The 22,244-nt window shown below is 64.5% G+C and carries 7 protein-coding genes; 4 read left to right on the top strand and 3 right to left on the bottom strand.

Annotation, left to right across the window (positions count from 1 at the left end; genetic code table 11):
- Positions 1-151: 151 nt before the first annotated feature.
- Positions 152-6,262 carry a carboxypeptidase-like regulatory domain-containing protein gene (locus Q5H93_RS05945; protein WP_305005582.1) on the bottom strand — a complete coding sequence of 2,037 codons (6,111 nt, stop codon included), beginning with the start codon at positions 6,260-6,262 and terminating at the stop codon, positions 152-154.
- 321 nt (positions 6,263-6,583) lie between these two features.
- On the opposite strand from Q5H93_RS05945, the gene Q5H93_RS05950 reads away from it, so the two are divergent.
- The 4 genes from Q5H93_RS05950 to Q5H93_RS05965 all read left to right on the top strand — a co-directional run bounded on the left by Q5H93_RS05950 (position 6,584) and on the right by Q5H93_RS05965 (position 17,472).
- Entirely contained in the window at positions 6,584-7,840 is a 1,257-nt protein-coding gene (locus Q5H93_RS05950; RefSeq protein ID WP_305005583.1) for a zinc dependent phospholipase C family protein, read from the top strand.
- Positions 7,841-7,987: 147 nt separating this feature from the next.
- On the top strand, positions 7,988-13,807 hold the full coding sequence (locus Q5H93_RS05955; protein WP_305005584.1) for a choice-of-anchor D domain-containing protein: 5,820 nt from the start codon (positions 7,988-7,990) through the stop codon (positions 13,805-13,807).
- Positions 13,808-14,080: 273 nt separating this feature from the next.
- A complete protein-coding gene (locus Q5H93_RS05960; RefSeq protein WP_305005585.1) occupies positions 14,081-16,096 on the top strand; it encodes a T9SS type A sorting domain-containing protein in 2,016 nt (671 codons plus the stop codon).
- 56 nt (positions 16,097-16,152) lie between these two features.
- A complete protein-coding gene (locus Q5H93_RS05965; RefSeq protein ID WP_305005586.1) occupies positions 16,153-17,472 on the top strand; it encodes a zinc dependent phospholipase C family protein in 1,320 nt (439 codons plus the stop codon).
- A gap of 123 nt (positions 17,473-17,595) precedes the next feature.
- On the opposite strand, the gene Q5H93_RS05970 is transcribed toward Q5H93_RS05965, so the two are convergent.
- Complete coding sequence (locus tag Q5H93_RS05970; protein ID WP_305005587.1) at positions 17,596-18,957, bottom strand: TolC family protein; 1,362 nt, start codon at positions 18,955-18,957, stop codon at positions 17,596-17,598.
- A 208-nt stretch (positions 18,958-19,165) separates the two neighbouring features.
- Positions 19,166-22,225, bottom strand: coding sequence for an efflux RND transporter permease subunit (locus Q5H93_RS05975; RefSeq protein ID WP_305005588.1), 3,060 nt, complete (start codon positions 22,223-22,225; stop codon positions 19,166-19,168).
- Positions 22,226-22,244 lie beyond the last annotated feature (19 nt).

A 22,244-nucleotide genomic window follows, 5' to 3' on the forward strand; every position in this document is an offset into this window, starting at 1 on the left:
TGGGTGGCCTAAAGGTAGTGTTGAGCTGTAATGTGGGCTCCGGGCCAATTGAACCCAGCGCAAGCCTTACCTTACCAAACACTGCTGGTAGCCCGGCAGGCCGGTAGCCAAGAAGGTTCATAACAAGCACATTGAACTATGTCGCGTGAGCTTAGTCTACCACCGCCTGCTTGCTGGCCGAGCGGCCAAACTGCGTGGGGAAATATACCAGCTCGGCCTTGGCGGGGTTGAGGGTGTAGCGGCCGTGGTAGCGCGGCTGCAGCGCGATGCGGAACGTGTGGCGGCCCACCGGCAGGTGGTCGAGAAAAATGCTGGTCTGGTGGCGCAGGTACTCGCGGTGCACTTCGAGGTAATGCGGCGCGGCGGGCTCGCCGTAGGAGCAGCCGGCGGGAATGGGCACTTCCAGCAGCACGTAGTGGGCGGCGGCTTTCACGTCCACCGTCACCAGCAGCTCAGTGGGTTGGCCGGCGCGCAGGCGCACCTGGGTGCCGCCCTGGCCGGCTAGCGTGGTGCGCACCGTGAAGGCTTTGCTGACGGACGGCGGCGCGGGGTCCCAGTAGCTTTGGTAGGCCGTGGCGTAGAGGGGCAGGCTGCCTTCCTTGCGCAGGGTGAGTGGGCCAGCGGTGGCCGGCAACTGGGTGGTGAAGGGGAATTTCGTCACCGTCTGGCTGAGGCTGCCGCTAAGCTCGGCCCGGGCGAAGGCGGCGGGCTGGCCGGCCGTCACCAGGTCGGGACCGATGGTTTCCAGAATCTGGGCGGCCTCGTAGGTGCTAGTCCAGTAGCTGCCATCCTGGCGCAGCTGGAGCAGGCCGGCGCGCAGCCGGGCCAGCTCGGCGGTGTGGCCGCCCTGGGTGCGCAACAGCCGGTAAGCCAGTAGGGTGACGCCCACCTGTTGCCGCAGCAGGTAGCTGTAGTAGGAGCCCGGGCGTAGGGTGTCGTCGTAGAAAACGCCGCCGAGCTGGGTGCGCAGCCGGTAGCGGCGCAGGGTGTCGAGCTGGTAGGGCAGGCCGAGCTGCTGGCGCAACCCCATCAGGGCTAGGTAGCGGTCGAGGGGCTGGCGGCCGGCCTGCAGCCGCTCGTAGCGGGCCACGTAGGTGGCGTAGTCGGCGGGCGTGCCCAGCTGGTGCAGCAAACTGAGCAGGCGCAGCAGGTCGTCGGCCGGGCGCGAGCGGCCGGGCAGCGGGTGGCCTTTCAGCGCCGCTTCCACGGCCGGGGCGCTGAGCGACTCATCGAGCTGGCGCAACAACTCGGTTTGGATGGGGCCGCGGTTCAGGGCCACTGGATAGCCGGCCTTTTCGGCTTCCATTAGCGCTTCGAGCACGTGCAGGGTGGCCCAGGCACTCACCGGCGAGGTGCGCCAGGTGCCCCAGAAATACTCCAGCGGCTGACGGCCGTCCAGCAGTTTTTTAATCAGGAAATGAACATCCTTCTCGCCGCGAAACGGCAGCTGCTGGGCAGCCCGGATGCGCTTCTCCAGCAGCAGTGCCTTGAGCTTGGAGGCGGCCTGCTCGTTGCAGAGGTAAGGGTACTGCTGCAGGTGCTCGATTTCGCGCAGCAGTGCGGGCAGCGGGTCGCTTTCGAGGCGCACGGTGAGGGGCCCCAGCGCCGGATTGATGGGCAGCACCAGCGTGGTATCGCCGCCCACGAGGGGCGCGAAGGTGCCCACCCGCTCCAGGCTGCCGGCCGGCAGCAGCGGCAGGCGCTGCTGCTCGCCGTCCTGGTAGCCATTGTCGCGGGCCAGGGCAAAGCTGAGCTGCACCGAATCGGGCACCAGGGCGGCGGGCGCGGTGATGGTGAGCGTGTCCAGCGCCACCGGATGCACTGGGTGCGCCTGCGTGCGCAAGGCCTGCTGGCCCAGGCGGAACGTAGTCGTCACCCGCGCCGTATCGAAGCCATAGTTCAGGCTTTTGCCCACCAGCTGGGGCCGGTCGCCGGCGATGAGGAAGCGCGGCGCCGCTAGCTCGGCCCGCAGCTGCTTGAAGGAGCGCAGGTGGCCGCTGGCGTAGCCCACGCGGCCGTGGTCGTCGGAGGCCAGCACGAAGCTGGTCCAGCTCGTCACGTCGTCGGGCAGCACCACTTCGGTGCTGGCGCGGCCCTGGGCGTCGGTGAGCAGCAGCGGGCGCCACCAGGCGTAGTCGCGGAAGTGGCGGCGCATGGCCAGGCGCGGGTCGCGGCCGGGGTCGTCGGCGGTTTTGGCGGTGCCATCAGCCGCCTGGGAGCCGTACAGGCTGGCGGCCTGGGTGCCTTTAATGAAATTTTTCGCGCCGGGTTTGGTGGTGATGACGATGACGCCGCCCGCCGCCTGCGAGCCGTACAGACTGGCAGCAGCTTCGCCTTTGATGACGTTGATGCTGGCAATGGCGTCCGGGTCGATGTCATCTTTTTCCCCGTCAAACGGCAGGCCGTCAAGCATAATGAGGGGCTTGTTAGAGCCGAGCAGGGAGGAATTACCGCGGATGGTGATGCGCGAGGAGCTGCCGGGCATTCCATTAATGGCCACGCCGGGCACTTTGCCAGCTATTCCACGCATCAGGGGGGCGGAGCGTACCTCGCTGACGGAATAGCCCAGTGAGCGGCTTTCGCGAGGCACGCCCAGGGCCGTTACCACTACTTCGTTCAGCTGCTTGCTATCGGTCTGCAAAACAATGTCAACGGTCCTTTTCCAGCCGATGGCCACCTCCGTCGAAGTATAGCCCAGGTAGCGCACCTGAATAATGCTCCGGTCGTCGGGCGGAATCTGGAGCGAGAAGCCGCCATCGGCATTGGTTGCCGTGCCCCAGGTGGTGCCTTTCAGCTGGATGGTGGCGCCGGGCAGGCCCTCATTGGCCTCAAAATCAATAACCCGGCCGCGCAGGGTGCGCCAGCCCGGCTGCGGCTTCTGCGGCCGCTCTATCCGGATTTCGCGGCGCTCGGCCTTATCAGCCAGCGTGATGCGGGGCGTGCGGGCCCACAGCAGGCGGTTGATGCGGCGGCTGAGGGGGCCGTTGGGCCGGCGGTCGGTTAGTTGCAATTGAAAGTAGGTCTGGCCGTTGGGCTGCACTATGGCCAGCTCCTTGGGGGCCAGGCAGGTGCTGTCGGTCAGCAGCACCACCACGCGGTAGCGGCCGGGCGGCAGGTCCTGCAGGAGGCTGTTGGCCCAACTCAAGCGGGTGAATTTGGGCTGGTCGGGGCGGGTGAGCAGCACCACGTGCATGGCCGGCAACTCCGGCGTGGTGGGCGCGGCGTTGGCGGGGCGCCGGGGGGCGCGCAGCTGCAGGCGGCCGTGGCCGGGCGCGGTGCCGTAGGCCTCATCCAGCGTGGGGTTGAAGTACACCGGCGTCGTGCCCTGCAGCCGGTAGGCCGGGCGCTTGAAGTCAGCCTCAGTGTAGGCGAAGCCCTGCAAGGGCAGCGGAGAAAAGTTGTAGTAGTAGCTGTTAGTCAATAAATTAAGCTCGTTGCCATTGAAGCACTGCATCTTCACCACGCCGCTCCCGAGCGAATACCGGAACCCCGGCTCAAACAGAAAGCGGCGGCGGAAGCCGTAGTCGTCGCGCAGCAGCACCGAGTCGGGCCGGAAGGGGCCGCTGGCCCGGCCGCCGGCGTACTGGTAGCCGCCCGGCACCACCGGCCGCAGCACCCGGCCCTGGCGCAGGGTGGGGTTCACCAGCTCGGGGTTGGTTATCACTACGATGCTGCGCTGCAAAGCCAGCAGCTCGTTGCCATCGAGGCCGGGCTCGCGTTTGCTTACGCTCAATTCGGCGCAGGGCTGGTTTACATCCACGCTGAACGTGAGCTTGTGCAGGTGCCGCAGGTACACGCCGTGCAGCGTGACGAGGCGCGTAGCGGTGCGAATGCTGATGGTGTGGAAGCCGCTGTCGGCCACCACCGTATACGGGTCGGCGTGGTTGAGGGCGCGGATGTAGCCCGGCTGCCCATCGATGTAAACCGCCACCGGCGGCTGCACCCGGCCCGAATCGACCACGAAGGGCGCCACCTGCGTGAGCCCGCCTGGGGCCGGCTGGTACTCGTAGAAAGCGCCGGTTTCGGGATACAGAAACTGGTAGAACCGCAGCGAATCGAGCCCCAGCACCGCCCGCCAGCGCGCCCAGGGCAGCTGCTGCTGCCCCCGCGCCTCGAAGTCCGCCAGCTGGAAGCGCCGCCGCGACAGCCGCCCCTGCACCGGCCGCGCCGTGCGGATGACGGGCAGCGTCGGCACCGGCGCCGGGCCAAACTTGCTGGTGTAGGCGTAGCTGGTGAGGTCGGCGTTGGGCACGGGGCGGCCGCGCTCGTCGGTCACGGCAAAGCGCAGGCGGATGCGCTGGCCGGGGTAGGCTACGCTGGGCTGCTGCGCCTCCACCAGCAATTGGGGCGCGGGCAGGGCCATGGTGTACTCGGCCGAGCGCAGCTCGCCGGCCCACTGGTAGTGCAGCGAGGCAAACCAAGGCTCCTTACCGGCGCGGGGCTGCGCCAGCTGCAGCGCGGGCCCGTAGCCTCGGTAGCGCAGCTTGTTACCTTCGTAGATGTAGTACCAAAAGGGTAGCTGGTGTGGGTTGTCGACCACCACCAGCAGCGAGTCGTTGGCGCGGGCCGATTGCAGCACCAGCGCCGCATCGTTGGCCGTGAGGCGCAGCTCAGCCTGCCGCCCGGCGGCATCGCTGAGGGTGTAGTAACTAACCTGAGCATCAACGCGCAGCGCCCAGGGCAGCTGCACCGGGCCCCGGAATAAGTCGCCCCGCAGCGCGGTGGCCGAATGGATGCGCAGCGTGGCCGCGTGCGGCTGGAGCTGACCCCGGTGGTAATATTCGAAATGCACCGAGTCGCCACGTAGCTCGGCCCGCAGCTCGCCGGGCTCGCGCCGGAACTCGACGTGGGCGCTTTCGCTGCGGCGCTCGTTGTCGGAGGTCAGGAAGGTGCCTTGCACGTAGTAGCTCAGGTCGACGTTGGGCAGCTTGGCGGCGGGCAGCTCCACCCGGGTTTCGCCTTGGGCATTGAGCGGCTGGCGGGTGGTCCAGAGCGTATCGGGCACGAATACCTGGCGGCCGGGCAGCTGGCCGGGCTCGCCGCTGGGCGTCACCAGCAGCTGCAGCCGCGCATCGAGCAGGTTGAGGTCGTTGACGTCGGTGCCGCGCATAAATACGGCCTGGGGCTGGCCCTGGCGGTGGATTTTTTCGGCCATCCGCAGGGTGTAGTGCGTGTTTTTCAGCTCGTAGTCTTCGAGCTGAAAGGCGCCGCTGGCGTAGGTGTGGTCGTGCGCATCGGTGAGGCGGAAGCCGACGTAGGTATTGGGGCGCAAACCCAGCGTATCGCTCAGGGGCAGGGTATAGATGTAGCTGCCGGGCGCGCTGGGGCGCAGCACGGCAATGCGCTTGGCGGGCACGTTGTAGCTGCCGCCCAGCCACAGCGTGAGGGGCTGGCGGCAGGGGCGGCCGTCGCGGCGGCGCAGCACGCGGGCCTTCAGGTGCAGGGTGTCGCCGGAGGGGCGGTAGCGCGGCTGGCTGGTGGCTACATAGCTGGTCCAGAGCAGGCTTTCGTCGGGCTGGCGGCGCTGCTCGCGGCGGCCTCGGCGCTCCTCGCGCACGTCTTCGTTGAAAACCGAGCGCGCCAGCCCCACCGGCCCGGTAGTGGTGTACGACGCATGGCGCAGCGAATAGCCCAGCTGCCAGACCGGCCGCGTGAGGTAGCCCAGCGGTGAGCCATACAGCACCCGCCGCCCGGCCCGCACCAGCCACGCGCCCACCCGCGCCCGCGCCTGCCCATCGGCAAACGGCTGTGCCAGCGGGTGAAATGTGGTGCGCCCGGCCTGCGTCACGGCCACCAGCCCGGCCCGGCCGCCCCGCACCTGCCGGTAGCTCTGCGTAATTGCGTCGAAGGGCAGGGGCTGGCCCGCCACAGCCACCTGCGCATCGGTCAGCGGCCGGCCCAGTGAGTCGCGCACCACGAGGCTCAAATCCACTTGATTATCCACCACTACCACTTCGCGGTCGGTTTCGGCGCGCAGGCGGTACACCAGCTGCGGGCCTTCGGCGTGGGCCACCAGGTAGTAGCCCACGGGCAGCGGGCGGGGCCGCAGCGAGTCGGTCGGAAAAGAATCGACCGGCTGGGTGAAAAACTCCGGCCGGGCATGGTTGATGCCGTGCTCGTAGAGGTGGCGGGTCTGGGCCTCGGTCAGCCGGAATACCTTGGTGAGGTAGCTGCGCTGGCGCGCCTGGGCCAGCCGCTGCTGGGCCGTAGCAGGCAGGGTGAAAATAACGGCGAGGGCGGCGAAAAGTAGCAGTAGGCGCATGGCAGGCGGTAGGGGAGGGGTTTACCCTTCGATGCCGGTCAGTTTGCGATTGCACAGGGTAGAACGACAACTCCCCTCCTTGGAAAGGAGGGGATGTGAGCTGCGCTGAGCAGCGAACGGGGGTGGTTGGCCCGTCCGCGCCGTCTGAACGAAAGCAGTAAATAACCCGCCTTGCGGTGCGAAAGCCCAGGCGGCGCGACCGGGCGAACCACCCCCGTTTTGCCTGCGGCAAAACATCCCCTCCTTTCCAAGGAGGGGAGTTGCGTTCTACCCCATTCCTGCCGCCGACAACGACCAGGCCTGCTTTGCCGTTGGAGCGCCATGCCCCGTTACGTACTTCTGCTGCTCTTGCTGCTGGCCGCCGGGCCCGCCTCGGCCTACGCCGTGCTCACCCACCAGGCCAACATCGACTCGACCTGGGAGCGCTGCCTAGTGCCGGCGCTGCAGGCCCGCTACCCCGGCGCCACCCCGCAGGAGCTCGACGACGCCAAGGCCTACGCGTACGGCGGCGCCATTGTGCAGGATATGGGCTACTACCCGCTGGGCAATGTGTTGTTTACCAACTTAACGCATTACGTGCGCTCCGGCGACTTCGTGCATAATATGCTGGCCCAGGCCGGCAACCGCAACGAGTACGCCTTTGCGCTGGGCTCGCTGGCGCACTACGTGGCCGACGTGTATGGCCACGCCGAGGGCACCAACCGCGCCATGGCCAGCGTGTACCCCGATTTGCAGCAGAAATTCGGCCCCGTCATCACCTACGAGGAGGCGCCCAAGCAGCACTCGCAGCTGGAGTTTGCCTTCGACGTGGTGCAGCTGGCCAACGGCAAGTACCGCGACCAGGAATATCACAAAGCCATTGGCTTTCAGGTGAGCAAGCCGGTGCTGGAGCGGGCTTTCAAGGAAACCTACGGGCTGGAGCTGGGGCAGGTGGTAGCCAATGTAGACCTGAGCATTGCCTCGTTTCGCTTTTCGGTCAACCAGTTTATTCCGGTGGCGGCGCGGGCGGCCTGGCACTACAAGCGTAAGGAAATCCGGAAAACGAATCCGCGGGCCCGGCGGCGCGAATACCTCTTCAAGCACAACCGCCGGGAGTACGAAAAGGAGTTTGGCCGGGACTACAACAAGCCCGGCTTCGGGGCGCGCATCTTCTCGTATTTCATTCGGGTGCTGCCCAAAATCGGCCCGCTCAAGCCCTTCGCCTTCAAGCTGCCCACGCCCGAGGCGCAGAAGCTGTTCCGCACCAGCTTCCAGACCGTGATGGGGCAGTACTGCACCCGCATCCGGCAGCAGCCCGCCGACACGGCCAAAACCCCGCCCCGGCTGCCCAACAACGATTTCGACACCGGCCACCCCACCAAGGCCGGCGAGTACGCCCTGGCCGACGAAACCTACGGCGAGTGGCTGCGCAAGCTCGCCGACAAGGATTTTGAGCACCTCACGCCCTCCATGAAGCAAAATATTCTGACCTTTTTCGGCAGCATGCCGCCCGTGCCCGCCTCCGAAAAAGAGCGGGAAAAGGACGAGCGCCAGGAAACCCGGAAAGCCCTGGAACAGCTGCGTGGCAAAGGACTGTAATAGGCTGTTTTGGAGTTGGGTTGGGTGATTTAGCAGGAGGGTAACAATTCAGTAATTGTGATAAGTGACATACTACTGGCAGAAGTGTAACTTTGTGCCAGATTGCAAGGCTTTCTTTTTCCTCACACCCAACCCCCATCCCATTTTATGCGAATACCTTTTACACTGCGGCAGCCGGCCCTTGGGACGCGGCTGCTAAGCCTGTTGGTCCTGCTGCTGCCCCTGGCGGGCTGGGCGCAGGTGTCGCCGACGCCCTTTAGCATCACTGGGGCCACGCCTAATACCTACAATTTCGATAATATCATCTCTACCGGCTCCTCCAACACCGGGGTTCCGGCCGGGTCGGGGTTCGGGTTTTACGAATCGCCGGGCAACACTACCTATACTGCCGGCACCGGCAGCAGCGCAACCGGCGATACCTACAGCTTTGGCGCTACGAATGCCACTGACCGCGCCCTGGGCTCGGTGCAAAGCGGTTCGACAGTGACAACCATCGGGGCTGCCTACACTAACAATACCAACGGTGTGATTTCGCAGTTGGCTATTTCCTACACCGGCGAACAATGGCGCTTAGGTTATATCGCTGCTAGCCGGGTGGCAGACCGATTGGACTTTCAATACAGCACCAATGCTACCAGCCTGAGTACAGGAACTTATGTCGACTTCAACGACCTGGATTTTACCGGCCCGGTTACTACGGGCACAGTAGGCGCCCTAAATGGTAACTCGGCTGCTAACCGGACGGCCCTATCGGCTACTATCGGAGGGCTGTCGATTGCCCCCGGGGCCACATTTTACATCCGTTGGAACAGCTTCGATGTTCCGGGTGGTGCCGACGACGGCCTGGCCGTGGATGAATTCTCGATAACTGCCACGGTTATCAACCCCACGCTGGCCGTAACTCAGGGCTTCCCGCCCACGGCTTACGCTAACAACGGCACTACGTACAGCTTCGGCTCGCGAACGCAGGGCACAGCCAGTGGCGCAGTAGCGTTTACGCTCCGCAATAACAGCCCCGACCCGCTCCGGGTTAGCTCCATCACCACTACCGGCGACTTTGCTGTCAGCAGCACGGTGCCGGCCACGCTGCCCTTCACGGTAGCCGCCGGCGATACGGCCGTGGTCAACGTCACCTTCACGCCCACGGCCACCGGTGCCCGCACCGGCACGCTCGTTATCAACAGCAACGCCGTGAACACGGCTGTTGCTACGCCGCCGTCGCTCGGCCCCTACACCGTGAACCTGGGTGGCACCGGCACCGCCGCCACCGCCAACCCTGAAATCAACGTGCAGCAGCCGGCGGGTACCGACTACCTCACCGGTAGCACCTTCAGCGGCTTTGCCAGTACGCCCCAGGGCAGCACCAGCCCGGCTGTGGCCTTCACTATTCAGAACACCAGCAGCACCGATGTGCTGACCATCAATAGCATCAGCACCACCGGCGACTTTGCCGTGAGCGGCACGGCGCCTACTTCGGTAGCCACCAATAGCTCGGCTACCGTGAGCGTTACGTTTTCGCCCACGGCGACCGGCCCTCGTACGGGCACTCTGGTTATCAACAGCAACGACCAGAACGAAGCCATCTACACCATTAACCTGAGCGCCACCGGCATGCTGGCCGTGCCCACCATTGCCACGCTCACCCCCAATGCCGTGTACGGCGGTGCTACCTACAGCACCACCATCACTGGCACCGACTTCGGCACCGCGCCCACGGTCAATTTCAACGGGGCGTCGCTGACGCCGAGCTTTGTGAACGGCGCCGGTACTTCGCTGACGGTGGCCCTGCCCGTACCTGCTGCCGGTACCACGTATCCCGTCACGGTGACTACGGCCAGTGGCACTTCCAATGCCCTGACGCTGACTGTGACGGCCCCGCCAGCTGGCTTCTTCGAGCCCTTCGAGGCCGATTCGAAAACCAGCTACACCACCGGCACCGTTACGCTGGCTACCGGGCAATACAATTTCGTGGATGCGCTGCTGGGTACCAGCACCGACGACCGTAAAAACAACACCCGTAGCGCCCGCCTTCAGGCTGGTTCGGTAACGATGAGCTTCGACAAAGCCAACGGCGCCGGCACTATCACGCTGCAGGCGGCCAACTTCGGCACCGACACCGGCGGCCGCCTGGTAGTGAGCGTATCGACCGATGGTGGCGCGACCTTCACCGCCTACGCCAGCGCCCAAACTACGCTCACCAGTACGCTGGCTACTTATACCTTCACGGCTAACGTGCCGGGCAGCATCCGGGTGCGTCTGAGCAACCCCACGGGCTCAGGTTCTACGCGCATCAACATCGACGACCTGCAAATCACGGACTACAGCGGCCCGGCCTGCGTGGCCCCGACCAGCGTAGCCGCCAACAGCATCACCGGAACTTCGGCCAGCGTGAGCTTCACCGGCGACGCCTCGGCGACCAGCTACACCGCCACGGCCACGCCCACCACGGGCTCGCCCGTGACGGCTACCGGCACCACTTCGCCCATCAGCCTCACCGGCCTGACGGCCGGCACCACCTACAGCCTCACCGTGACCAGCACCTGCTCGGGCGGCGGCTCGGCCACCTCGACCCCGGCCGTGAGCTTCAGCACCCCGGCTGCCCCGGTTAATCCGCAGATTGCCATCAGCCAGGGCGGCACCGGCTACGCCAGCGGCAACGCCTATGGCTTTACGAGCACGGTGGCAGTGGGCAGCAGCAGCACCCCGGTGCAGTTCACCATCACCAATGCCGGCCCCGATGCGCTTACCATCGGCAGCTTCGTGGCTTCGGGCTCCGAGTTTGTGACCAGCGGCACCAACCCCACCACGGTGGCCGCCAATGGCGGCACGGCTACCTTCAACGTGGTGTTTACGCCTTCGGCCACGGGTAGCCGCTCGGGCTCCATCACCATCAACAACAACAGTTCGGCCACGCCGGCTTTTGTGCTGATTTTCAACGGCACGGCTACGGCAACCCCGGCAGCAGCCTTCGCCACCGGCAACCTCGTGGTGGCCCGCGTGGGCACTGGCACCGGCTCGCTGGGCTCGGCTGCGATGGCCGTATTCTTGGACGAATACACCACCACCACCAGCAATACCGCTCCGGTGCGCTCGGTGGCTCTGCCTACCGCCGACGCCAGCGGCAACCAGACCCTGACGCTGCCCGGCTCGGGCACCTCGGTAGGTGCCCTGCTGCGTTCGCCCGACGGTCAGTACCTGACTATCGGTGGATTTGATGCCGCTACGGGCACGAATGCAGTGGCAAATACGACGGCTGCTACGGTAAACCGCACGGTGGCCCGCATTGACAAGAGCTTGGTCATCAACGTAACCACCGCTCTGACGGATGCTTATTCTACCGACAACATTCGCTCGGCCGTAACCAGTAACGGAACCAACATCTGGACCTCGGGCAACCAAGCCACCGCCACGCCCGGTACGGGGGGCATTCGCTATACCACGCTGGGCACTACTACTTCCACCCTGGTATCGGGCACTGTTACCAACACCCGCGTAACGGACATCTTCGGCGGACAGCTTTACTACAGCACCGGCTCAGGCACGCAGGGCGTCTACCGCTTGGGCACTAACCGGCCCACTACGGCCGGCGCTGCTGCTACACTTATTGCCGCTGTCAACAGCCCCTACGGCTTTGTAATGCTGGAGCGCGACAACCTCGAAACCGGCCTCGATGTGCTGTACGTGGTCGACGACGGCTCGGGGTCAGCCAATAGTCCGGGCATCTATAAGTTTTCGAAAAGTGGCACCACTTGGACAGCACGAGGCCGGGTTACTATTTCGTCTGGGTACCGGGGCCTCACTGGCCGCTTAAACGGCAACACCGTGGAGCTTTACCTGACCAGCGGCACTACGCTGTCGGCTTTCATCGATGCTACCAGCAAAGATGTTAGCCTGACCGGCGCCGCTACCCTGGTTACGCTGGCTACGGCTGCCAACAACACCGCCTTCCGCGGCATATCGTTTGCGCCCGAGCCGGTAGACCTGATTGTGGACGCCAGCACCGGCCCGCTGAACGTGGACGGTGGCGCCTACCGCGACATTTATGTGGACGACATCCTAGTGTCGACCTCGGCGCTGTCGGCTACCGGCACCGTGGTGCTGGACGACGACGGGTCATTTGACCCCAGCAACTCGCCCCTGACCGGCACGGCTTCCTTCTCGATGCCCGTTAACTCCATCGACCAGACGGGTCTGCTGGTGATTCGCCACCCGCAGGGCCTGAGCCTGACCGGGGCCACCGGCCAGATTCAGGTAACCGGCACGCGCAGCTACGGCGGCAGCTACGGCAACTTCAGCTTCAGCAACACCACGGGCACGCCCCAGGTAACCGGCCCCGGCTTCCCGGACATCGTGAGCAACATCACCAACTTCGCCACCAGCGACGTAACCCTGAGCCGTCCGCTCAGCGTGCGCCGCCTCGTGCAGATTGGCACCAACAACATCCAGCTGAACGGCCAGGCCCTGACCCTGCTTTCGACCGCTAACCCGGGCCTGGGTGGCGGTTCGGGCCAAGCGCAGGTGACCCTCAGCGGCGCCACCACGGCCAACGTGATTGGCACCACGGCTACCGTGCAGCGGGCCATCCGCAACACGACGCCCATTGCCTACCGCCACTACTCGTCGCCGGTGCAAAGCGAAACACTGGGCACCCTGGCCACGGCCGGCTTCTCGCCCGTGTTCAACCAGGCCTACAATACCTCGGCCGACCCCAGCATGGTGGCCCCGTTCCCCACCGTGTTTGGCTACGACGAAACGCGCCTGCGCCCGGCCGCCAACGGCGGTAGCCCGGCCACTACCTTCGCCAATGCCTTCGACAAAGGCTGGGTAGTGCCGGCCGCTACGACTCCCTGGACGCCCGGCACGGGCTACACCGTCAACATCAGCCGCACGGCCCTGGTCGACTTCACGGGCCAGGTAAACACCGGCCTCATCGAGCGCACCGGCCTCGGCCGCACCAACGCCGACGGCGGCTGGCACCTGCTGGGTAACCCCTACCCGCAAGCCATCGACATGAGCTCGGCCACGCAGAATGCCGACCCCACCAGCACGGCCACCCTGGCCGGCATGGACGCCGCCATCTATGTGTATGAAGCCAGCAGCCAGTACGGCGGCTCGTACCGCGCCTTCGTTAACGGCGTAGGTATTGGCCAGGTGGCCGTTGCGCAAGGTTTCTTCGTGCGCACCAGCGCCGTCGGCACTTCGGGCACCGTGCGCTTCACCAACAGCCTGCGGAGCGGCAACGAGTCCGGCGCGCCTTTCCGCCAGGTTGATGCCCGGCCGCTGCTGCGCCTGGCCGTGGCCGATGCCGCCGCCACCCTCACCGACAACGCCACGGTGTACTTCGACGCCACCGCCACGGCTACCTTTGATGCCAAGGCCGATGCCTACAAGCTCACCAACCCCTCGGGCCTCACCCTGGGCACGGTGCTGACGAACGGCGAAAGCCTAAGCATCGATGGCCGCCCCAGCCTGGCTACCCAGACGCAAATCATCCCCTTGACGCTGAGCGTGCCGCAAGCTGGCACCTACACCTTCAGCGTGGAAAGCTTTGCTAACCTGGGTGGCGCCACCGTGGTGCTGCGCGATGCCCTCACCGGCACCCGCACCGTGCTCGCGGCCGGCAGCAGCTACCGCGCTTCGCTGGCTGGCACCTCGGCCACAGGCCGCTTCGCGCTGGAATTCCAGCCGGCCGCCGCGCCGCTGGCTACCAACGCCCAGGCCCTGGCCGCCCAGGTGCAGCTCTACCCGAACCCCACGGCCAGCCGCTTCCACCTGAGCCTGCCGCTGGGTGCCACGGTCAAGCCGGTAGCCGCCACGCTCACCAACGCCCTCGGCCAGACGGTGCTTAGCCGCACCCTCACTACCGCCGAAGCCGACTTCGACGTGCGCGGCCTGGCCGCCGGCGTGTACATGCTGCGCCTCAACCTGGAAGGCACGCAGGTAGTGCGCCGCGTGGTAGTGCAATAAGGACGGCAAACGAGCCCTGGCGGCTCGTTTGCGCCGAATTATTTTAGAATAAAAGAGGCCCCGGTGCAATTGCGCCGGGGCCTCTTTTATTATTTAAAATCAAGCAACAAGCTGCGCAGTAAACGGCCGGAAAATGGGTTTTGGTCGGTGAAAGTTACGTGTTGGGCGATGCGCTCGGCCAAGCTCAACAACGCCGCGCAAGCCCTTGCGTATGAAAGCACAAGTGCACGCACTGCACGCTTTTTATTTCCAATTCTATTACCCTTTTCAACCATGAAACCGCTTCTTACTTTTCGCACGCGGTTGCTGATGGCCGCCCTGAGTTTGTTCCCTTTGCTGGGCCGGGCTCAAGTTCAAGACCTCGTCGTAAGCACCACCCAGTCGATGCCGGGAGGCACCTATAATAACGTCACCATCACCGGCACCGGCATTCTGGGCCTCACCAGCGCCCTCACCGTCAACGGTACGCTCACCATTGAGGCGGGCGGGCGCCTGAGCCCCAACTGCAACGACATTCTGGGCCCCGGCAACTTCGACCTCCAGGGCAACGGCGCCCTCGACATCTGCAGCGTGGACGGCATCTCGCAAACCGGCCCCACCGGGTCGGTGCTGGTTACCGGCACCCGCTCGTACTCCGACGACGCCAACTACATCTACACCGGCACCACCCCCGGGCAGGTAACCGGCAACGGCATGCCCGCCACCGTGCGCAGCCTGCAGAACTTCAACACCGACGGCCTGGCCGTGACCACCGACCTCAACCTGGCCACCAACGTGAACGTGCGCCAGCTGGTGCGCGTGGTGAGCGGCACCCTCAATATGAACGGCCGCACCCTGCGCCTGATGAGCGGCAACGGCGGCACCGCCCTGATTGTGAACACCAGCGGCGGCACTATCCTCGGCAACGTAACCGTGGAGCGGGCCATCACCGCCGGCCCCAACACCGGCGCGGGCTACCGCCACTACGCCGCCCCCGTGGGCGGCCAGACGCTGGATAATATGGCCACCACCGGCTTCGCGCCGGTGTACAACGCCGCTTACAACACTTCGGCCACGCCGCAGCAGGTGCTGCCTTTCCCCACGGTGTATTCCTACAACCAGGCCCGCGTGGGTACGCCCGGCGTCACGCCCTCGGGCTTCGACCAGGGCTGGGTATCCGGTGCCAGCGGCGAGGCCATGACGGCCGGCAAAGGCTTCACGGTGCACATCGCCCCCGGCTCGAAAGTGGAGTGGACCGGCGTACCCAACAACGGCAACTACGACGTGACCGGCCTGATGATGGGCGCCAACGCCGAAAGCGGCTGGCAATTCCTGGGCAACCCCTACCCGGCGCCCCTCAACTGGGGCACGCTGGCGTCGCGCAACGGCGCGCTGGTGAACGTGGGCGACGCGATGTACGTGTACGAAACGACGGGCAATTACGTGGGCAACTACCGCTCCTACGTCAATGGCGTGGGCAATCCGACCATCGCGCTGGGCCAGGGCTTTTTCGTGCGCAGCACGGGCAGCAATGGCTCGGTGGGCTTCACCAACGTCGACCGCGTACAACTCTTCGACCCAGTGGACGGCGCCTTCCAGCGCCCCGCCGCCGAAACCCGCCCCCTGGTGCGCCTGACGCTGGCCGAAACCGCTGGCTTTATGAAGGATGACATCGTCGTGTACGAGCAGGCGGGCGCCCCCGCCGGTTTCGGCCCCAAATTCGACGCCCTGAAGCGCCGCAACCCCGACAACCTGAACGTGCAGTGGCAGCTGGGGGCTGACAGCTACAGCATTAAAGGCCTGTCGGCCTTTGGCTCACCTACTACCACGCAGGTGCTGCCGATGGCCATCACGCTGCCCGCGGCCGGCTCCTACGTGTTGCGCGTGGCCGAGCTGCTGAACCTGCCCGCTGGCCTTACCGCTTATCTCTACGACGCGCAGTCGAATACCCGCACGGCCCTCACGGCTACGTCTGCCTACCCCTTCGCCAGCGCCAGCACCACCGTCAACGGCCGCTTCTCGCTGGAACTGAACCCCGCCGGCGCTCCGCTGGCTAATGCTACCGCCCAGCAGGCGGCTCTGCTGCAGGTATACCCCAACCCGGCCCGCGGCAGCTTCCACCTCACCCTGCCGGTGAGCGCCAAAGCCAGCCAGCTACAGCTGCTCAACACCATGGGCCAACCAGTAATGAGCCGCGCCCTGGTAGCCACCGACTCCGACGTGGACGTGCAGAGCCTGGCCGCTGGCGTGTACACCCTGCGCCTGAATATGGACGGCGCCACGGTATCGCGCAAGGTGGTGCTGCAATAGCAGGTATTACCGTAATAGAAGAGCCCGGCCGACTACTCGGCCGGGCTTTTTGCAATATGGCCTGGCAACTAGCGCCCAGCTTTCCGCGTTTGCCGCCCGTGAACCTGCTTCGACTTTGCGGCGTGCTGGCCCTGCTGCTGGCCGCTGCCCCGGCGGCCTCCGCGTATTCCGTGCTCACCCACCAGGCCATCGTCGATTCGACCTGGGACGAGCACCTGCGCCCGCTGCTCGAAAAACGCTACCCCGGCGCCAGCCCCGACGAGCTCAACGATGCTAAAAGCTACGCCTACGGCGGCGCCATCATCCAGGACATGGGCTACTACCCGCTGGGCACCGAGCTGCTGACCAATATGATGCATTACGCCCGCGCCGGCGACTTCGTGCGCAACCTCCTCACTCTGGCCCGCGACCGCAACGAGTACGCCTTCGCCCTCGGCGCCCTCTCGCACTACGTAGCCGACAATATCGGCCACCCGCAAAGCACCAACCAGCTGCTGGCCACAGTGTACACCGATTTGAAAAAGGACTTTGGCCCTGTCGTTACCTACGAGCAGGCGCCCATCCGCCACACCGAGCTGGAGTTTTCCTTCGACGTGGTGCAGGTGGCCGCCGGCCGCTACCGCACCCAAGACTATCACAAAGCCATCGGTTTCCGGGTGAGCAAGCCGCTGCTGGAGCGCGCCATCCAAACCACTTACGGGCTGGAGCTGGGCCACGTCACGCTCAACGTCGATTTGAGCGTGGCCACGTTTCGCTTCGCCGTCAATCAGCTGATGCCCTCGGTGGCGCGGGCGGCCTGGCACAGCCAGCGCCAGGAAATCCGCAAGGTGAGCCCCCGCGCCCGCCGCCGCGACTACGTGTACCGCACCAGCCGCCGCGAGTACGAAAAGGAGTTCGGCAAAGACTACGAGCGTCCCGGTTTCGGAGCCCGCATGATGGCTCGAGTTATCAACGTCTTACCCAAAATCGGCCCGCTACGCAAGTTCACCTTCACCCTGCCCAGCCGCGAGGGCGAAGCCCAGTTCCGCCGCAGTTTTGCCGCCGTGCTTACGGACTACAAAGCCCGCATCCGACAGGAGCCGACCGATACCGCCGCCCGCATTCCGGCCCTGCCCAATACCAACCTCGACACCGGCCTGCCCACCAAAGCCGGTGAATATGCCCTGGCCGATGAAACCTACGGCGAGTGGCTGATAGAGTGGTACAAACACGATTTTGAGCACCTCACGCCCGACATTCAAAAGCAGTTGCTGGTTTACTTCGAGAGGGTAATTAAAGTAGGGCCAGCGGAGCCTTCGGCCGCGGCGGAAGGCCCCACCAAAAAGGATGTGAAGAAGGTGGTGGAGGCGTTGGAAGCGTTGAGAAACAAGAAATAGGTGTTGGGTTTTTGGTGTTCGGTATTCGGATTCCGTACGCCACCTAACACCTAACACCTAACACCTAACACCTAACACCTAACACCTAACACCTAACACCTAACACCTAACACCTAACACCTCTTACGTCTCCCGCACCAAATCCCCGCTCAACCTTCTCAGCGTCGTCTCAGCCTGCTTGGTAAAGTATCGAATATCCAGGAGCCGCACCGCCGCATCGAGCTGCACGCGCTGCGCCGTGCGTAAATCCAGCGGCGTCAGCAAGCCCAGGCGGTAGCGCTCCAGCGCAATGGCCACGTTTTGGTCGGCCAGCTTGATATTGTCTTCCTCCAAATCAAGCAGCTGCAAGTAGTTCTGGTATTGCGCGTAAGCATCGGCCGCATCAGCATCAAGCTGCAGGGTGGTTTGCCCCACCGCCAGCTTGCTCTGCTCTTCCGCAATGCGGGCATTCTGCTCCAGCCGGTTGCGGTTGAAGCCGTCGAAGATGGGCACCGACGCCACTACGCCGTAGTTGAGTCCGTACGTTTGCCCCGTATTAGTTACCAGCTGATTACCAAAGAAAGCGGCGCCGTTGATGTTGCGGTTGAAGCCGTATCCTGTGGTCAGCCCCACCTGCGGAAAGCGTGAGGCGCGTATCAGCCGGCGGTCGTAGGTGGCTACGTCCACGCCCAGGCGGGCCTGGGCCAGGCGCGGGTTGCGGGCCAGCATGGCGGCGCGCAGGCTGTCGGCATTCAGGCCGCGGGTGACTACAAGCGAGTCGCTGGGCTGAAAATCGGTGCGCGGCGCCCGGCCGATGAGGTTATTGAGCTGTACCTTAGCCGACACCAGCGCCTGCTGCTGCTGGAGCAGCAGACTGCGGTCGGCGTTGTAATCGACGCGGGCGGTGAGCACTTCCACCTTGGCCGCCAGCCCCACGTCTACCCGCGCCTGGGTGAAGTCGATGCGGGCCTGCCCGATTTTCAGCGCCTCTTCCAGCGAGCGGATTTTGCCGCCCTCGCGCACCACGGCGTAGTAGGCGTTGGTGATTTGCTCCACGGTTTCCTCCACCGTGGCTTTGGTAATCACCTGCTGCTGGGTACGCAGGCTTTTCAGCCGGCCGTAGGCAATGAACATGCCCAGGCCATCGAAGATGGTCCAGGTCGCGGCAATATTAGTATTGAAGAGGTTGGACTTCGCGCTATTGGCCGTGCTGGCCTCGGGCCGGGCCGACGACTCCTGCCGGACGTTGTTGATATTGAAGGTGCGGGTGAAGTTGCCATTCACTACCGGCAGCTGGCCGGCGTTGCCGCGGGTCACGTTGTTTTCGGCAATCTGCTGGTCCTTGCGGCTCAGCAGGATGCCGTAGTTATACTCCAGTCCGGCCGCTACGGCCTGCTGCAGCGACAAATCTGGGGCCGGAGCTACCGTGGTGGGCTTCGCCAGCTGCGGCTGCTGCGCCAGCAGGGGGAAGGGGAGGAGCAGGAGGAAAAAAAGGAAAGGACGCATGCAGCGGGATAGACGATAAACTCCCCTCCTCAGAAGAGGAGGGGATGTTGCGGCGCAGCCGCAACGGGGGTGGTTGAAGTCGGCAGGGCTTTCGCGCCGATAAGGATAATTACTGCTTTCGTTCTGTCGGCGCGACCGGGCGAACCACCCCCGTTCGCGCCTCTTCGGCGCTCACATCCCCTCCTTTCCAAGGAGGGGAGTTGTCGTTTTACGCCGCCACGGGCTCTTTCGGCTTCGCCTTCTTCGCCGTGGCAAAATACGAATACATCACCGGCACCACGTACAGCGTCAGTCCGGTAGCGAAAAGCAGCCCGCCCACCACGCCAATGCCCATCGCGCGCCGGCTTAGCGCCCCCGCGCCCGTAGCAATGGCAATGGGCAAAATACCCAGAATAGCGCACAGCGAAGTCATCAGAATGGGCCGGAAGCGGGCCGTGGCGCCTTCCATGAGTCCTGTCGCCCAGTCGGCCCCGTGCTCCACGCGCTGGTTGGCAAACTCCACGATGAGAATGCCGTTTTTCGTCACCAGACCCACCAGCATGATAATGCCGATTTGCGAGAATAGATTGAGCGTCTGATTGAAATACCACAGGCTGAACAAGGCGCCCGACAGCGCCAGCGGCACCGTGAACATAATCACCACCGGGTCGCGGAAGCTCTCGAACTGCGCCGCCAGAATCAGGTAAATCAGCACCAGCGCCAAGCCGAAGGCGAAGAGCAGCGACGACGAGCTTTCGGCGAAGTCGCGCGAGGCGCCGGCCAGGGCGGTGCTGTAGGTTTCGTCCAATTGCTTGTCGGCCAGGGCCTGCATGGCGGCGATGCCGTCGCCCAGGGTTTTGCCCGGGGCCAGCGAGGCCGAGAACGTGGCCGCGTCGTAGCGGTTGAAGCGGTAGAGCTGGGGCGGCGTGCTGTTCTCGGTGAGGCGAATCACGTTGTCGAGCTGCACGAGCTGGCCGCTGCTGCTTTTCACGCTCAGCGTGCGCACATCGAGCGGCTGGCTGCGGTCTTCGCGGGCCACCTGGCCGATAATCTGGTACTGCTTGCCGTTCTTCAGAAAGTAGCCGTAGCGGCTGCCGCTCAGGCCGGCCTGCAGGGTCTGGCTGATGTCCTGCACGCTCACGCCCAGGCTGCGGGCCTTGTCGCGGTCGATGATGACGCGCAATTCGGGCTTGTTGAATTTCAGGTTGACATCCACGAAGGCAAACGTCGGGTCGGCCTGCGCCGCCGCCAGAAACTTCGGCACCACCGTGCGCAGCTTCTCAAAATCCTGGGTTTGAATGACGAACTGCACCGGCAGGCCGCCACCGCCCGAGCCGATGCTCTGGTCCTGCGTGACGGAGGCGCGGGCGGCCGTCAGGCGCTTCACGCCCTTGCTCATGGCGTCGGCAATCTGCTGCTGGGTGCGGGTGCGTTCCTCGGCATCCACCAGCTGAATGCGGGCGTTGCCGCCGTTGGCCACCTGCTGCGCGCCCGACACCGTGAGCACGCTGCTCAGGTCTTCATTCACGGTGTCTTTCACCAGGCCGATGACCTGCCGCATATACGCATCGGTAAACTCAAACGACGCGCCTTCCGGCCCGGTTACGTTCACGTTCACGCGGTTGCGGTCTTCCAGCGGGGCCAGCTCCGAGGGCAACGTGGTACCGAAGAAGTAGATGCCCACCCCGGTGATGGCCGTGAGCACCCAGGCCTGCCAGCGGCGGTTCAAAAAGGTTTGCAGACTGCGCTGGTAGCCATTCGTCAGCCACTCAAAAAACGGCTCCGTCTTGCGGTAAAACCAGTTGTGCGTTTCGCTGAGCTTGAGCAGGCGCGAGCACATCATGGGCGTGAGGGTGAGCGACACGAAGGCCGAAATCAGCACCGAACCCGCCACCACAATGCCGAATTCGCGGAACAGGCGCCCGGTGATACCCGTGAGAAACAGCACCGGCAAAAACACCGCCGCCAGCACAATCGTGGTGCTGACCACGGCGGCAATGATTTCCTCCGAGCCCTTCATGGCCGCTTCCATCGGCGACTCGCCCTGCTCCACGCGGGAGTAGATGTTTTCCAGCACCACGATGGCATCGTCCACCACCAGCCCGATGGCCAGCACCACGCCCAGCAAGGTCAGCACGTTCACGCTGAAGTTCAGCAGGTACATCACGAAGAATATCCCCACCAGCGACACCGGAATGGCCACCACCGGAATAAGCGTCGAGCGCCAGTCGCGCAAAAACAAAAAGATGATGACCACCACCAGCCCAAAGGCCTCAAAAATGGTATCGCGCACCTCCCGGATACTGGCCCGGATAAACACCGTATTGTCGTAGCCCGAGCTCAGTTTCAGGTCTTTCGGCAGGTCGGTTTCGTACTGTGCGAGTCGTTTGTTAAACTCCGTCGCAATGTCAATCTGATTCGCGCCCGGCTGCGGCACCACGGCCACACCCACCAGCGGCACGCCGTTGCGACGCAGTAGGCTCTGGTCGTTTTCGGGGTAGAGCTCGGCGTAGCCCACGTCCGACAGCCGCACCAGCGACAGCGAGTCGTCGCGCAGAATCAGGTTGTTGTATTCGGCCACGGTGCTCAGGCGACCCATCGTGCGCAGGGTAAGCTGGGTGTTCTGGCCCTGCACGGTGCCGCCGGGCAGCTCCACGTTTTCGCGGCCCACGGCGGCCTGCACATCCACCGGCGAGATGCGCAGGGCGGCCAGCTTCACCGGGTCGAGCCAGAGGCGCATGGAGTAGCGCCGCTCGCCAAAAATGCGGATTTCCGACACGCCGGGGATGGTTTGCAGCCGCTCCTGCAGGGCGTTCACGGCGTAGTCGGTCAGCTCCAGCAAACTCCGTTTATTCGACGATAAGTACACCAGCGCAATGGGTTGCGAGTCGGCGTTGGCCTTGGTCACGATGGGCGGGTCCACGTCGCGGGGCAGGCGGCCGCCGGCGGCGCTCACCTTGTCGCGCACGTCGTTGGCGGCGTTGTCGAGGTCGGTTTCCAGCTCAAACTCCACCGTAATCTGCGAGCGGCCGTCGCGGCTCACGCTCGTCAGATTCTTGATGCCCGCAATGCCGTTGATGCTTACTTCCAGCGGCTCCGTTATCTGGCTTTGGATAACGTCGGCGCTGGCCCCCACGTAGCTCGTGGCTACCGTAATAATAGGAGGGTCCACGCTCGGGTACTCGCGCACCGACAGCGCCCGGTAGCCAATCACCCCGAAGATGACGATGAGCAGGCTGAGCACAATGCTCAAAACCGGGCGGTTAATACTAAGGGAGGATAAACTCATTTTTTATCTGTCATGCTGA

The sequence above is a fragment of the Hymenobacter aranciens genome, from assembly GCF_030580865.1.
Taxonomy (GTDB): domain Bacteria; phylum Bacteroidota; class Bacteroidia; order Cytophagales; family Hymenobacteraceae; genus Hymenobacter; species Hymenobacter aranciens.

Bases quoted from the DNA above. Each gene is read 5' to 3' on its own strand.
- Q5H93_RS05945 (WP_305005582.1), bottom strand. From the start codon at position 6,262: ATGCGCCTACTGCTACTTTTCGCCGCCCTCGCCGTTATTTTCACCCTG.
- Q5H93_RS05950 (WP_305005583.1), top strand. From the start codon at position 6,584: ATGCCCCGTTACGTACTTCTGCTGCTCTTGCTGCTGGCCGCCGGGCCC.
- Q5H93_RS05955 (WP_305005584.1), top strand. From the start codon at position 7,988: ATGCGAATACCTTTTACACTGCGGCAGCCGGCCCTTGGGACGCGGCTG.
- Q5H93_RS05960 (WP_305005585.1), top strand. From the start codon at position 14,081: ATGAAACCGCTTCTTACTTTTCGCACGCGGTTGCTGATGGCCGCCCTG.
- Q5H93_RS05965 (WP_305005586.1), top strand. From the start codon at position 16,153: ATGGCCTGGCAACTAGCGCCCAGCTTTCCGCGTTTGCCGCCCGTGAAC.
- Q5H93_RS05970 (WP_305005587.1), bottom strand. From the start codon at position 18,957: ATGCGTCCTTTCCTTTTTTTCCTCCTGCTCCTCCCCTTCCCCCTGCTG.
- Q5H93_RS05975 (WP_305005588.1), bottom strand. From the start codon at position 22,225: ATGAGTTTATCCTCCCTTAGTATTAACCGCCCGGTTTTGAGCATTGTG.